This window comes from Marinomonas sp. 63XJN7_9_ISO-PGPR-S23-217 (genome assembly GCF_056173515.1).
On sequence record NZ_CM149678.1, the window covers coordinates 4,003,905 to 4,016,373 of the forward strand.

A 12,469-nucleotide genomic window follows, 5' to 3' on the forward strand; every position below is an offset into this window, starting at 1 on the left:
GCGACATTGGCCAAACCATCCGTCTCAACCAACACATCAAACTCTCGTTGGTTCGCGTGGTCGGTATCCAAGTTCGCATCGGCATCATCGCGCCAAAAGACATCAGCATCCATCGCAAAGAAGTCTATCAACGCATCCAAGCCGAGAAAAACCAAGCCGCAGTCGCCTAAGAGAGGGAATTATCATGAACACAGCATCAATCAACTGGAATACAGATCAAATCGCAGGGCACGATACCAACAGCAACCCAATCACCGTGGGTCAACTGATCGCGGCCATTGAAGGGTACGAGCAACTGGCTTGCATCGCCTCCCTATCTACCAGCACACGAGACACCCTAGCCCGTGCCGCCGCCGAGAACCATCGAGTAAAGAGCCATAACGAAGACCTACAACGCACCATTCGAGCGCTAGAAGAACAGCTCAATACAGCGTATTCAAAAATCACCTCGTTACTGCAAGAGCACGCCGAAATCGACAACAGCAAAGCGCTCAAAGCCCTCGCCCACTACGCCAACCCACAGAACTGGCGCAACCCATACGACCAACACGGGGAACTCAACACCCAACAAAGAAGCGTATGGGGCAAAGGGTACCACGGCTACGAGCTGGCCATGTCCATACTGAAAGACAAACAACAAGCGGCGTAAGGAGAAGGATAATGAGCACACAGGAAGCATTATTTAATAAGATTGATGAACTGATTTCCATTATGCAGGCGCCCAAAGTGCCAGCAAACAAAGAGCTCTGGAACTCTGCACAAACAGCCGCCTACCTTGGCCTTACAAAGAAAAAGTTCATGTATGACGTGGCTTGCAAACCCAACTTTCCAAAACCACGTAACGTCGGAGGGTCAACCAACAGCACAAACTATCGCTGGTTAGCTGGTGAGGTGATGAGCTGGGCCGAAGCACAGAAGATAACGCATTAACCTTCAAAAAAACCTCAATCCAACAATAAAGCCACATCCCCCATATCTGGGGCATAGTAGACCTTTTGAAGTATCTTAAGGTCGGTGTGCCCCGAGACTTTCGCCAGTGTCATGATGTCCAACTTTTTCGCCAAACGAGTCAAAGCCTCACGCCGCAAATCATGGAAGTGAAGATCGTCAATCAAGCAACGCCCTCTTGCCTTCCTAAAGTTAATGTCTAAAGACGCACTGGTTAAACCAAACGCATTAACACGGCAATCTTTTACCAACTGTAGCCCGCGTAACACCTCGACAGCTTTGGTCGAAAGGGGCACCACCCGAGCATTACCATTTTTGGTCTTAGGCAGAAACACAGTACGCTTTTCAAAGTCGACATCATCCCACGTAATATTGCATATCTCACCAGCACGCATGGCCGTTTCAATAGCAAAGACAATGGCCGCACCGATACGTTGCGTTTTTGTATTGGGTGGAAAGTCGATATCGTACTGAGTCGTCAACATCAATTGATCAAGCTCCCCCTCTTTCAGACGACGAGAACGAGGTTCAGGCTCTGCAGGCCGCTTTACCTTACTCATAGGGTTCTCACGCAACCAACCCCACTCCTTCGCGCACTGAGAGCACACAGCAGAAAGAATCGTCCACTCACGAAGCACCGTACCAGGGGCAACCTCTTTCATGCGCCGATCGCGCCAATCAGCAAAGTGTTTGGGTTGAAGATCTTCTAACAGAACATAACAAAGGGGATCGGGATCGATAGCACTATCGCCCAGCCAGCGCTCAATCCTGCGCCGCTCAAATTTAAAGCCTCGCTTCGTTGTACTGACTTGTTCTAAATATCGACTCAGGGCATCTGAAAACGGTCTTTTCGGAATATCGGTAGATTGGCTCTCCTTTGCAAGACGCTCAAGCTCAGCGGCCCAAGCTGTTGCCTCACGCTTAGTTGAGAAACCACTTTTACTTTTCCGTTTACCATTAACGCTTACTTGAGCACGCCAAGTTCCGTCTTCACGCTTAAAAATTGAAGCCACGCTCTATATTCTCCGGTGCAATATCTGGTGCAGATTTGGTGCAAAACTTTGGAAAACATAGCATATAAGCGGAAAAGTTTACAATTTGAAGGAGTGTATAGAAAACGATGAAAGCCAGAAACGGCGGGGGTTTGGAGGGGATAAGAAAATTTAAAGCAAAAAAAAGCACCACTAAGTGGTGCCCGGGACCGGAATCGAACCGGTACGATATTTCTATCGCAAGATTTTAAGTCTTGTGCGTCTACCAATTTCGCCACCCGGGCATTGTCTGATATGGAGGCCGGAGTCGGAATCGAACCGGCGTTCACGGAGTTGCAGTCCGCTGCATGACCACTCTGCCATCCGGCCTTTATCAGATCACTTTTAAGATGGAGCGGGAAACGAGGCTCGAACTCGCGACCCCAACCTTGGCAAGGTTGTGCTCTACCACTGAGCTATTCCCGCGTCTCAAAAGACGGTGCCTATTCTATGTATTTGAGCTTTCACGTCAAGGAAAAATTCTAAATAAATAGCCTACTTAGGCACTTTTTTTCATTTTGATTACTTTTTATCCCAATGTTTCGGCATAAGGTCTGGCCAAGCCGCTTTGAGATAAATATACATAGACCAAAGTGTGAGCAAAGCGGCAATCAACAATACCGATTGACCCATAACAGCGTACTCTGTGCCAGGCTGCGTTCCCAGCAAGATAAAAATCGCCAACATTTGCATCGTTGTTTTTAACTTACCAATGTAAGAAACGGCCACACTGGCACGTTTACCCATCTCGGCCATCCATTCGCGCAATGCAGAGATCACAATCTCACGACCAACAATCACCGCACTGGCGAGTGTCATCAGAGGATCAGAATAATTCGCAACAAGCATCACCAACGCCACAGAAACCATTACCTTATCCGCTACGGGATCAAAGAAGGCTCCAAAAGGGGTGGTTTGATTCAAGCGTCTTGCCAAGAAACCATCTAACCAGTCAGTAAAAGCCGCAACAGCAAAAACAATTGCACATGCATAATAGCGCCCTTCCCATGGCAAATAGTAAATGCCGACCAAAATAGGGATCATAAAGATCCTTACAGAGGTTAATATATTTGGTATGTTCATTTGCTTCCTATTTTAAACACAAGATGTACAACACAAAATCTGGCTAGTTTTTATGGAGGTACAGGTAGATTTCTTCGGCTTTTTTGGCACCTATTCCCTTCACTTTTGAAATATCTTCTTGACTCGCAGCCAGTAACCCCTGATATCCACCAAAGGCAGAAAGCAACTCCTTACGACGATTTGGACCAATCCCTGGAATGTCCTCCAACACAGAATGTCGGCGCTTTTTGTCTCGACGGCGACGATGGCTTTTCACAGCAAAGCGATGCGCCTCATCCCGAATATGCTGAATCAAGTGCAAAGCAGCGGAATCGGGCGGCAATACCACCTCGTCTTCTTTAGAGCCTATGTACAAGGTTTCCAAGCCTGGCTTACGTGTGTCCCCTTTCGCTACGCCCAATAGAAAGACATCCACCAGACCGAGCTCTTTGAGCACATTTTCCGCCTGTGTCAATTGACCTTTACCGCCATCAATGAGAACCACGTCTGGCTTTTCCAACTCACCACTTTTAACACGTTTGTAACGGCGTGTTAATGCCTGTTTCATCGCGCCGTAATCATCACCGCCTTCAATGCCTTCAATATTAAAGGATCGATAACGTTTTTTATCCGGTCCGTCAGGCCCAAACACAACACAAGAAGCCACCGTCGCCTCACCGCTAGAATGGCTAATATCGAAGCATTCCATGTGCGCTGGTGGCTCTTTAAAACCCAATATTTTTTGCAATGCGGTGACACGACTAAAGTGATTACGTTTGTCTGACAGACGAGCCTGCAAGCCCTGCTCAGCATTGAGCTTAGCCAGATCCATCCAGCGAGCACGCTGACCACGAACATTGAACAACAACTCGATACGCTTTTGTGTGGTGGCAAAGATTCCGTCTACCAACACTTGCGCATCATCCAGTTCGTGGCTGGTAATCAGCACTTTCGGCAATTCTTGCACACCACTGAGATAAAATTGCGCAATAAAAGACGAAAGTAATTCGCTCTCAGTAATCTCAATCGGCATTTTTGGGTAATAACTTTTACTGCCCACGACTTTACCGTGTCGCACCATCATTACATGTACACACAAACCACCGGGTTGAATTAATGCGGCGATCACATCCGCATCCCCTGTTTGTCCGTATACATGCTGCTGTTCTTGAATGTGCTTGAGCTGGATCATCTGGTCGCGCAATTCGGCAGCACGCTCAAATTCCATATCCATGGCAGCTGCTTTCATCTTATCAGAAAGCTCATTGGTCAGTTCCTGGTTTTTTCCTTGCAAAAACATTCTCGCATGACGAACATCTTCATCATATTGACCATCATCAATCAAGCCAACACAAGGCCCAGAACAACGCTTAATCTGATATTGCAAACAGGGTCTTGAACGATTGGCATAGGTACTATCCTCACACTGACGAACTTTAAATACCTTTTGCATGGTACTCAAACTCTCTCGCACCGCCGTTCCATTAGGAAAAGGGCCATATAACTTGCCTTTTTCTGGTTTATTACCGCGCCGAAACAAGAGTGCCGGGTGACGATGGTCAGATAGGAGAATATAAGGATAAGATTTATCATCCCGAAGTAGGATGTTATAAGGAGGCCGATGCTGTTTTATAAGCGTTTGTTCTAACAGTAACGCTTCTGTTTCACTCTGGGTGACAGCTACCTCAATGGCGTCAATGCGGCTCACTAGCGCCATGGTCTTCGTGGTTAGACCCGTGGCACGAAAATAACTCGACACACGGTTTTTAAGATTTTTGGCTTTACCGACATATAACAACTCACCTTTACCGTACATACGGTAAACACCTGGGCGAGTCGTTAAATTACTGACAAAATGCTTTGGATCAAACGCTATAGGACTCAAACAAACCTCGTTGACTACCCCATGCCCAGCACGTTGTAGCGCACAGCCAAGTGAATCAATTCTACATCACTCTCTATGTTCAGCTTAGAGAAAATGCGTGTACGATAAGTACTCACTGTTTTCGGACTTACATTTAAATGCTCTGCAATCTCTGTGGACTTTTTACAATCCACTATCATTTGCGCCACTTGCAATTCACGATCAGATAAAGCTTCTAAAGGAGAACCTTTACTATCGATGGAGAATTTTGACAGGGCCATTTTCTGAGCGATGCTTTTCGAAATATAGTGACCACCTTTTTGCACCGTTTCCAACGCTTCAAGCAGCTCTTCGGTATTTGTTCCTTTCGTCAAATAGCCAGATGCCCCCGCTTCCAACAATTTAGTAGGATACAAGCTGTCATCCAAAGCAGATAATGCAATCACTTTGATTTTCGGTAGGATGCGTTTAATTTCCTTGGTGGCCCCTAAACCGCCAATGCCGGGCATGTGAACATCCATCAAAACGATGTCAGGTAATAGTTTTCTCGAGTGAGAAATCGCGTCTTCACCGCTGCGAACGATGCCAACCACATCAACGCCTTTGATGTCTTGTAGTACACGACTAATACCCAAGCCAACCATATCATGATCATCAACAATCAGCACTTTTAACAAGAAATCACCTCACCACTCTCTTTACATTACCGCGAAGTATGGATGTCATCAAAGAGGCCAGACCCAATACTATGTGCCCCACATTATCGCGTCCAAACTCCCTCAAAACAAGCATTTAACACCCGTTTTCATTCTGGCAATGTACCAGTGTACCCCAAGACTTTAAGCTTTTCCTTGCTTATCTTGCGATATTGTTTACGGATACCTGACCCTGGCGTCTTGTGAATATAGTAAAACATCGGAGCAATTTCTTCCTCTGCCAATGAAAGCGCTTTCGAAATGGAGCGAATCAAATCATCGATGTCTAACGTCTGCTTATCTTCGATCATAAACACTTTAGGGAGGCTTAAACGCTCCCCAGATATAACACGATCTACAATTTTAAGATAATTCGTCTCAAAAAGCGGCCAAGAAACACGCTCTTCCTCAGTTTTTAATTTATACCAGCCTGTCTGCGCGCCTGCAAAGTAAACAGCAGGATGCGTCCATTTATAGGTCAATGGATCGCTTCGACATTGACACGCCTCATAATAGGCAGAACGAGGATCCAGCAAACCATACGCTTTATAAGCGGTATGAATCAACTTTAAAAACTCAGAAATGGTCGGTGGCCAAGCGTAAACCTCTTTGGTCCGTTCTACAGCATACGCCAATAATGGCTCTTGAAAACCTTTTAGTGCGACCGCCCACTCACGTTTTGCTAACTTTACTTCGTCAGGAGTGCTGTAGGCCGAAGCGAATTTATGAGTATAAATCGCCTTAAACCGAGCAAACAGCATATTCACCAATACTCGCGTTTGTTGCTGTGCCTCATCTTGCTGCTGAGCCTGATAAGCGGCTTGCTCACCAGTCTGTGTCGTGGATGTTGCTGAGGGCGTCGCTAACTTGTTCGCGAGAGGTTTTACTAAATTTTGAACTGCTTGAGGTTCCTTCATATGAAGACCGATCCGATTGTTTATATTGCCACTGACGTTTTACGTATTTAAAAAATTCACTGTTCCAGGTTCTTACATTTTTACGCTGCTCTTTGATCCTCAACAAGAATTCAGCTTGCAAGGACAAAGCAAACTCACGCGAGATACCCGATTGGGCAATTTGTTCGAGTGTCGCCTCCTCTGGTTGCCATTGATCTGGCTGTCGGGCACGTTCTTTTTGTTCTAAATACAAATCAAAATCGGTTACGCCACGTCGATCATTCACCACAGGGGGCTGTGATCGTGGATTATGTTCACGCGACGAACTCCTAGCCGGATAAGTCGCCGCCTGTTGCTTGGGCGTAAAATGCGACTGCGGAGAACTCTCCCCCGACGGATTATTTGGAACCCCACCAGCATAACCAGAAGGATTTTTCTCACGAGACGCTTGATGCAGGCGATTCATTTTTTCCATCAACCTATCGTCTGACGGAGCACTAGGAGGAGCAGCACTCTTCATCGAATCGGATGGGATTGTCCCACCAGAACCAGTATTTGATGTCCCCATGCTTTTAGAAGCCAGTTGAATCTCTAAGGTTTGCTCTTGTTGCTTAAAGTGCAATAACTGACTCATTTGCAAGTTGTTCAGTAAACGCATCAAAATGGGCACCGTCCAGAACGGCAGCTGTCTATTAAGATGGCTAATTTCCATGCGTAATGCTGGCGCATTGAACATATAGGCTTGCTGCCTTAAAAAAGTCAACAACACCGTTTCTTCCAGACCAATCTGTGCGGCCAAAGAAAATGAAATCGGCAATGAATAATCGTTATTTAACATAATTCTCGCTTCACACGTTTAGCATGACAGTCTAGCAAAAGCTGATGGTATAAGCACGATAACCTGCACATAAGACCGACTGCAATCAATAGATTTTTCTTTCATCCATAAAGTTATGACAGTAGCGTGACCGTTAGATTAAATCCCATTGACAGCTTCATCGCCCACTTCTATGCTGAAATGGTGGAGAGAAAATGTCTTCACCCTAAAGCCAACTTTACTGAGGAGAAAAGTTGTATGCATACAATCAACATTACTGGGCACCACATTGATGTCACCCCTGCAATCAAAGATCACATCACTGAGAAATTTAACAAAGTATCTAAGCTGACAGACCAAATCACCACGGTTAATGTCACGCTACAAAAAGACAATAAAAAGCAAAAAGCCGAAGCGACCCTTCATCTTCCAGGCAAAGAGATATTCGCTGCCGCCTCCTCTGAAGATAGGCTATTTCATGCGATAGATGCCATGATAGACAAGCTAACAAAACAAGTTGATAAGCATAAAACCAAACAAAGCGCTGCCACCCACAAAGCGGCAGTCGTCTCTTAGTCTTCTATTTTCAGCGTTCTCGCTGTTAAAGAACACGCTGATTAAAAATAAGACATCCCAAAACACCGAGACACCTCTCGGTGTTTTTGTGTGTGTTAACGAATGCACTACAAAACCTCACTTGAAATTTGGAACTAACAGCCTCATATTGAGTCGTAAGGTATATTAACTTTGAAGGAGTACCACTCATGCGTTACACAGATGCCCTTTCGACACACTCGTCAAAATCGGCCAATAAGACGCTCCGCAACACTTATGGTTTGCTATCGTTAACCTTACTGTTCAGCGCCTTTACTGCGGGAATGAGCTTGGCTTTTAACCTTCCGCATCCTGGCATTATTATCACGTTAGTAGGCTTCTATGGCTTGCTTTTCTTAACCTATAAATTCAAGAACAGCCCCGCTGGTCTTTTGTGTGTATTCGCCTTAACTGGCTTTATGGGGATCACACTGGGGCCTATTCTGAATGCCTATCTAAGTATGGCAAACGGTGCAAGCTTAATCATGAGCGCCTTAGGCATCACGGGCCTGTCTTTTCTAGGCTTGTCTGGCTACGCTATTGTATCGAAAAAAGACTTTAGCTTCCTCGGCGGCTTCTTGACCGTTGGTTTCTTTGTCTTGTTATTCGCGATGATCGCTGGCTTTTTCATCCATATGCCAGCACTGCAGATCTTTATTTCAGCTGGCTTTGCCCTGTTCTCTGCTGCTGTGATCTTGTTGCAGACAAGTGAAATCATCCGTGGCGGTGAAACAAACTACATCATTGCAACTGTTAACCTTTACGTCTCTTTGTATAACATGTTCTTGAGTGTTCTATCACTGCTTGGCATGGCAAATGATGACTAATTAATTTGCTAGTGAAACACCTTAGAAAAGGCCGCTGCACGCGGCCTTTTTTATTGTTAAACTTGTGCAACGAAATTCTAGTACATTATACCCAAGGTCGAAACCATGCGTTATGCACTCCTCATTACTGGCTCCCCTTATCAAAGCAAGGCTTGCCACAGCGCATTACGGTTTTTAAAAGCCGCACTGAGTAATCCAGATTACATCCTAGAAGGCGTTTTCTTCTATCAAGATGCCGTGCTTATTGGCAATAAACTGGCACAACCTCCCCGTGATGAGCTGGATTTAACAGCGGCATGGCAAACCCTAGCACAAGAACATCAACTACCACTTTCTTTGTGTATTGCGGCTTCTGTGCGTCGAGGCATTATCGATGACAAAGAAAGCCAGCGTTATGAACTGACAGAAAGCTCTCTCGCAGACGGCTTTCAATTAGAAGGTCTTGGCAGGCTTGTTGAGCTCATGAACACCACCCACAAAGTGATTCAGTTTCGGTAATCCAATGAAAAAAACACTTATTCACCTAACCACCTCACCTTATACAGGACTCGCCTGCAAAGAAGGATTAGACCTTGCTCTTGTTCTAGGCACTTTTGAGCAACAGGTCGATATTTGTCTTTCTGATGCTGCTACAGCACTCCTGTTTGTCAACCAGGATCCAAGTAGCGAGCATGGCAAACAACTCCATAAGCTACTTGATGGCCTAGAATTCTACGACATCAACAATGTATTCATTGAAAACAACAAACTCACCAACAAAACAGAGATTTGGCCAAACACTCAAGCACTCAACAAAGAAGAATGGCACTCGTTATTTTCCAAATATGAACATGTATTCAGGTTTTAATCATGCAACTGCATCAGCTTAACCAGCACACTTACTCTGAAAGCATCGAAGAGACTTGGCAACATAGTTTGCAAAAAGGCGACGCTTTGGTACTCATCGAAGAGGCTATCTTGCGAACCATCCACCAGAAAAAACTGCTAAAGTCCCTAATAGAAAAGCAAGGCATCTCGCTTTATTATCTGCAAGCAGACGCACAGGCATACGGCCTTACTCCAGATATTGGCAGCGCGCTGGACGATGCTCAATGGGTAGAGATAACTCTGTGTGCCGATTCAAACATTAGCTGGTAAAAGACATGACACATCACTCAGATCATCTTGCCTTGGATGAAGAAGGCTATTTACTTAACCTAGACGATTGGACGCCAGAACTGGCTGAAGAACTGGCCGCCCAAGAAGAGCTGATACTTTCCCCAGAACATTGGGAGATCATTCATTTATTACGCCGCTTTTATCAGCAATTTGAGGTCTCTCCTGCCATGCGCCCCTTAGTGAAAGCCGTGACAAAAGAACTTGGCCCAGAAAAAGGCAAAAGCATCTATTTGATGAAGCTATTCCCTGGCAGCCCACCCAAGCTAGCCGCTAAAATCGCTGGTTTACCCAAACCCGCAAACTGTCTGTAGGGTAATAAAACCCTCAAAAAAGGCGCTATTTGCGCCTTTTTTGAGTTCGTTTGAGCAACTTTTGGAGAATGCTCTTAATCAATATTTCCCATGCCATTCAAGCTTACTTTGCAATGTCACCACCTCTCCAATAATCAACAAAGCAGGCGATTTTACATCATTATCAGTCACCACTTGATGGATATTGCGAATGGTCGAGGTAAACACCCGTTGCTCTGACGTGGTGCCTTTTTCAACAACCGCCACAGGCATAGAAGGCTTCATGCCAAATCGAATCAACGATTGGCTGATTTCTTCAAGCCCCGTTAGCCCCATGTAAATGACTAAGGTTTGCGCTGGATGAACCAATTCATCCCAAGGTAGCTCCGTCGAACCATCTTTTAGATGCCCTGTTAAAAAGCGCACAGATTGCGCGTAGTCTCGATGGGTAAGGGGAATCCCCGCATACGCCGCACAACCCGCTGCCGCTGTCACACCGGGTACCACTTCAAAGGGTACGCCCTCTTCTACAAGCTCTTCTAGCTCTTCGCCACCACGCCCAAAAATAAAAGGATCACCGCCTTTAAGACGAACCACCACCTTACCCTCTTTGGCCTTTTTCGCTAATAGGCTATTGATCTCTTCTTGAGGGAGGCTATGCAAGGATTTCGCTTTACCCACATACATTTTTTCAGCACTGTCTGGGATCAACGCAACAATATCCGCTCCTACTAAGCGGTCGTAGAGCACCACTTCAGCAGTAGTAATCAGACGATGTGCCTTGATGGTTAATAAATCGGGATCCCCTGGACCTGCACCGACTAGATAGACTTTACCAGCCATATTTCTTCTCTTGCTATCGTTTACAAAAAAGCCTCCTTAGAAAGAGGCTTTTGAATTATCAATTCAATGTCACTCAATACATGATCACTGAGTACGATATTGGCAAATCAAGCTTATGCTTTACCAATCACTGTTTTACCGCCCATATAAGGCACCAGCACATCAGGAACACGCACAGAACCATCTTCATTTTGATAGTTTTCAAGTACCGCGACCAAAGTACGACCCACGGCCAAAGCGGATCCATTTAAGGTATGAACCAATTCAGGACGGCCTGTTTCAGGGTTACGCCAGCGAGCCTGCATACGACGCGCTTGGAAGTCCCACATGTTTGAGCAAGAAGAGATCTCTCGGTACTTATCTTGACCCGGCAACCACACTTCTATGTCATAGGTTTTATGAGCAGAAAAGCCTAAATCGCCACCACATAAAATAACGGTACGATAAGGAAGCTCTAGCTTCTGTAGAATCACCTCTGCATGACCAACCAGCTCTTCAAGTGCTGCCTCGGAGCGATCAGGACGGCAGATGTGCACCAATTCGACTTTTTCAAATTGGTGCTGGCGAATCATACCACGTGTGTCACGACCATAACTGCCAGCTTCGCTCCGGAAGCACGGTGTATGAGCAACAAACTTTTTATGCAGATCCACATCGTTGAGGATCTCATCACGTACTAGGTTAGTGACTGGCACTTCGGCAGTTGGAATCAAGTATAAATCATTGTTTCCACTGTCTTTATCCACAGGCACTTTGAACAAATCTTCTTCAAACTTAGGCAGCTGCCCCGTTCCCTTTAAAGAGTGAGCATTGACCAAGTAAGGCACATACACTTCTGAATAGCCGTGAAGATCCGCATGAGTATTGATCATAAACTGTGTTAAGGCTCGATGAAGACGCGCTAGTTCGCGATACAGAACCACAAAACGGGAACCCGTGATTTTAACGGCAGTTTCAAGATCCAATTGTTCTAAAGCGGCCCCTAGATCCACATGATCTTTAGGCTGAAAATCGAACGCTTTCGGCTCTCCCCAACGACGAATCTCAACGTTATCGTCTTCAGAGGTGCCTTCAGGAACCGACTCATGGGGAATATTTGGAATTCCCTCTAACAGACTCTCCAGTTCTTCCTGAATTTGATTTAACTGTGCCTTCGCACTTTCAAGATCATCACCTAAACTGGCTGTCTGTGCTTTTAACTCTGCCGCTTTGTCTTTATCGCCCGCTTTCATCGCTTGGCCGATTTCTTTAGACACGGAATTACGGGACTGTTGCAGTTGCTCTGTTTCAACCTGAATCGATTTACGGCGCTCTTCTAAAGAAGAAAAATGAGCGACATCCAGCTCATAACCTTTTTTCTTAAGCTGTGCCGCAATGGCTTCTGGATCAGCGCGAAGCGCTTTAATATCTAACATCGGTGCAACTACGTCCTCTAACAAAAATG

16 protein-coding genes, 3 tRNA genes and 1 pseudogene are annotated in these 12,469 nt (G+C 45.6%); 9 read left to right on the forward strand and 11 right to left on the reverse strand.

The annotated features are described in order from the left end of the window. Positions 1-5: 5 nt before the first annotated feature. From AC0VYI_RS18770 to AC0VYI_RS18780, 3 genes and pseudogenes are all read left to right on the forward strand, one after another. A pseudogene (locus AC0VYI_RS18770) lies at positions 6-170 on the forward strand (carbon storage regulator); the annotation flags it as partial. Positions 171-184: 14 nt separating this feature from the next. After that, entirely contained in the window at positions 185-649 is a 465-nt protein-coding gene (locus AC0VYI_RS18775; protein WP_475444815.1) for a hypothetical protein, read from the forward strand. A gap of 11 nt (positions 650-660) precedes the next feature. Further along, on the forward strand, positions 661-930 hold the full coding sequence (locus tag AC0VYI_RS18780) for a helix-turn-helix transcriptional regulator (RefSeq protein WP_475444817.1): 270 nt from the start codon (positions 661-663) through the stop codon (positions 928-930). A gap of 14 nt (positions 931-944) precedes the next feature. Here the strand turns inward: AC0VYI_RS18780 and AC0VYI_RS18785 are convergent, their stop codons facing one another. The 9 genes from AC0VYI_RS18785 to AC0VYI_RS18825 all read right to left on the reverse strand — a co-directional run bounded on the left by AC0VYI_RS18785 (position 945) and on the right by AC0VYI_RS18825 (position 7,334). Next, positions 945-1,961, reverse strand: a complete 1,017-nt coding sequence (locus AC0VYI_RS18785) for a site-specific integrase (RefSeq protein ID WP_475444818.1) — start codon at positions 1,959-1,961, stop codon at positions 945-947. Positions 1,962-2,137: 176 nt separating this feature from the next. Then, positions 2,138-2,224, reverse strand: a tRNA-Leu gene (locus AC0VYI_RS18790). Between the two features lie 11 nt (positions 2,225-2,235). Then, positions 2,236-2,309 (reverse strand) — tRNA-Cys (locus tag AC0VYI_RS18795). 21 nt (positions 2,310-2,330) lie between these two features. After that, a tRNA-Gly gene (locus tag AC0VYI_RS18800) sits at positions 2,331-2,405 on the reverse strand. A 96-nt stretch (positions 2,406-2,501) separates the two neighbouring features. Then, positions 2,502-3,062: a CDP-diacylglycerol--glycerol-3-phosphate 3-phosphatidyltransferase gene (gene pgsA, locus AC0VYI_RS18805; RefSeq protein ID WP_067013958.1), complete on the reverse strand. Its 561-nt coding sequence runs from the start codon at positions 3,060-3,062 to the stop codon at positions 2,502-2,504. A gap of 43 nt (positions 3,063-3,105) precedes the next feature. Continuing rightward, positions 3,106-4,926 carry an excinuclease ABC subunit UvrC gene (gene uvrC, locus AC0VYI_RS18810; RefSeq protein WP_475444820.1) on the reverse strand — a complete coding sequence of 607 codons (1,821 nt, stop codon included), beginning with the start codon at positions 4,924-4,926 and terminating at the stop codon, positions 3,106-3,108. Positions 4,927-4,940: 14 nt separating this feature from the next. Beyond that, positions 4,941-5,582 (reverse strand): response regulator, encoded by a 642-nt coding sequence (locus AC0VYI_RS18815; RefSeq protein ID WP_199474479.1) that lies wholly within the window; start codon positions 5,580-5,582, stop codon positions 4,941-4,943. 128 nt (positions 5,583-5,710) lie between these two features. After that, complete coding sequence (locus AC0VYI_RS18820) at positions 5,711-6,517, reverse strand: replication protein P (RefSeq protein WP_475444822.1); 807 nt, start codon at positions 6,515-6,517, stop codon at positions 5,711-5,713. Further along, entirely contained in the window at positions 6,426-7,334 is a 909-nt protein-coding gene (locus AC0VYI_RS18825) for a DnaT-like ssDNA-binding domain-containing protein (RefSeq protein ID WP_475444824.1), read from the reverse strand. The genes AC0VYI_RS18820 and AC0VYI_RS18825 overlap by 92 nt, the downstream gene beginning before the upstream one ends. 237 nt (positions 7,335-7,571) lie before the next feature. On the opposite strand from AC0VYI_RS18825, the gene hpf reads away from it, so the two are divergent. From hpf to AC0VYI_RS18855, 6 genes are all read left to right on the forward strand, one after another. Beyond that, a complete protein-coding gene (gene hpf / locus AC0VYI_RS18830; protein ID WP_199474477.1) occupies positions 7,572-7,889 on the forward strand; it encodes a ribosome hibernation-promoting factor, HPF/YfiA family in 318 nt (105 codons plus the stop codon). Positions 7,890-8,077: 188 nt separating this feature from the next. Next, positions 8,078-8,734 (forward strand): Bax inhibitor-1/YccA family protein, encoded by a 657-nt coding sequence (locus AC0VYI_RS18835; RefSeq protein ID WP_199474476.1) that lies wholly within the window; start codon positions 8,078-8,080, stop codon positions 8,732-8,734. Positions 8,735-8,839: 105 nt separating this feature from the next. Continuing rightward, on the forward strand, positions 8,840-9,232 hold the full coding sequence (gene tusD / locus AC0VYI_RS18840; RefSeq protein WP_475444826.1) for a sulfurtransferase complex subunit TusD: 393 nt from the start codon (positions 8,840-8,842) through the stop codon (positions 9,230-9,232). Positions 9,233-9,236: 4 nt separating this feature from the next. Then, positions 9,237-9,581: a DsrE family protein gene (locus tag AC0VYI_RS18845; RefSeq protein ID WP_199474474.1), complete on the forward strand. Its 345-nt coding sequence runs from the start codon at positions 9,237-9,239 to the stop codon at positions 9,579-9,581. 2 nt (positions 9,582-9,583) lie between these two features. After that, positions 9,584-9,871 carry a DsrH/TusB family sulfur metabolism protein gene (locus tag AC0VYI_RS18850; protein WP_475444827.1) on the forward strand — a complete coding sequence of 96 codons (288 nt, stop codon included), beginning with the start codon at positions 9,584-9,586 and terminating at the stop codon, positions 9,869-9,871. Between the two features lie 5 nt (positions 9,872-9,876). Beyond that, positions 9,877-10,203 carry a TusE/DsrC/DsvC family sulfur relay protein gene (locus tag AC0VYI_RS18855; RefSeq protein WP_475444829.1) on the forward strand — a complete coding sequence of 109 codons (327 nt, stop codon included), beginning with the start codon at positions 9,877-9,879 and terminating at the stop codon, positions 10,201-10,203. Positions 10,204-10,281: 78 nt separating this feature from the next. On the opposite strand, the gene cobA is transcribed toward AC0VYI_RS18855, so the two are convergent. Both cobA and serS read right to left on the reverse strand, forming a co-directional pair. Further along, positions 10,282-11,025 (reverse strand): uroporphyrinogen-III C-methyltransferase, encoded by a 744-nt coding sequence (gene cobA, locus AC0VYI_RS18860; protein WP_475444832.1) that lies wholly within the window; start codon positions 11,023-11,025, stop codon positions 10,282-10,284. Positions 11,026-11,138: 113 nt separating this feature from the next. Beyond that, entirely contained in the window at positions 11,139-12,440 is a 1,302-nt protein-coding gene (gene serS, locus AC0VYI_RS18865) for a serine--tRNA ligase (protein WP_475444834.1), read from the reverse strand. Positions 12,441-12,469: the final 29 nt, after the last annotated feature.

Coding starts and splice junctions, on each gene's coding strand:
- AC0VYI_RS18775 (WP_475444815.1), top strand. CDS start 185: ATGAACACAGCATCAATCAACTGGAATACAGATCAAATCGCAGGGCAC.
- AC0VYI_RS18780 (WP_475444817.1), top strand. CDS start 661: ATGAGCACACAGGAAGCATTATTTAATAAGATTGATGAACTGATTTCC.
- pgsA (WP_067013958.1), bottom strand. CDS start 3,062: ATGAACATACCAAATATATTAACCTCTGTAAGGATCTTTATGATCCCT.
- AC0VYI_RS18820 (WP_475444822.1), bottom strand. CDS start 6,517: ATGAAGGAACCTCAAGCAGTTCAAAATTTAGTAAAACCTCTCGCGAAC.
- AC0VYI_RS18825 (WP_475444824.1), bottom strand. CDS start 7,334: ATGTTAAATAACGATTATTCATTGCCGATTTCATTTTCTTTGGCCGCA.
- hpf (WP_199474477.1), top strand. CDS start 7,572: ATGCATACAATCAACATTACTGGGCACCACATTGATGTCACCCCTGCA.
- AC0VYI_RS18835 (WP_199474476.1), top strand. CDS start 8,078: ATGCGTTACACAGATGCCCTTTCGACACACTCGTCAAAATCGGCCAAT.
- tusD (WP_475444826.1), top strand. CDS start 8,840: ATGCGTTATGCACTCCTCATTACTGGCTCCCCTTATCAAAGCAAGGCT.
- AC0VYI_RS18845 (WP_199474474.1), top strand. CDS start 9,237: ATGAAAAAAACACTTATTCACCTAACCACCTCACCTTATACAGGACTC.
- AC0VYI_RS18850 (WP_475444827.1), top strand. CDS start 9,584: ATGCAACTGCATCAGCTTAACCAGCACACTTACTCTGAAAGCATCGAA.
- AC0VYI_RS18855 (WP_475444829.1), top strand. CDS start 9,877: ATGACACATCACTCAGATCATCTTGCCTTGGATGAAGAAGGCTATTTA.
- cobA (WP_475444832.1), bottom strand. CDS start 11,025: ATGGCTGGTAAAGTCTATCTAGTCGGTGCAGGTCCAGGGGATCCCGAT.
- serS (WP_475444834.1), bottom strand. CDS start 12,440: ATGTTAGATATTAAAGCGCTTCGCGCTGATCCAGAAGCCATTGCGGCA.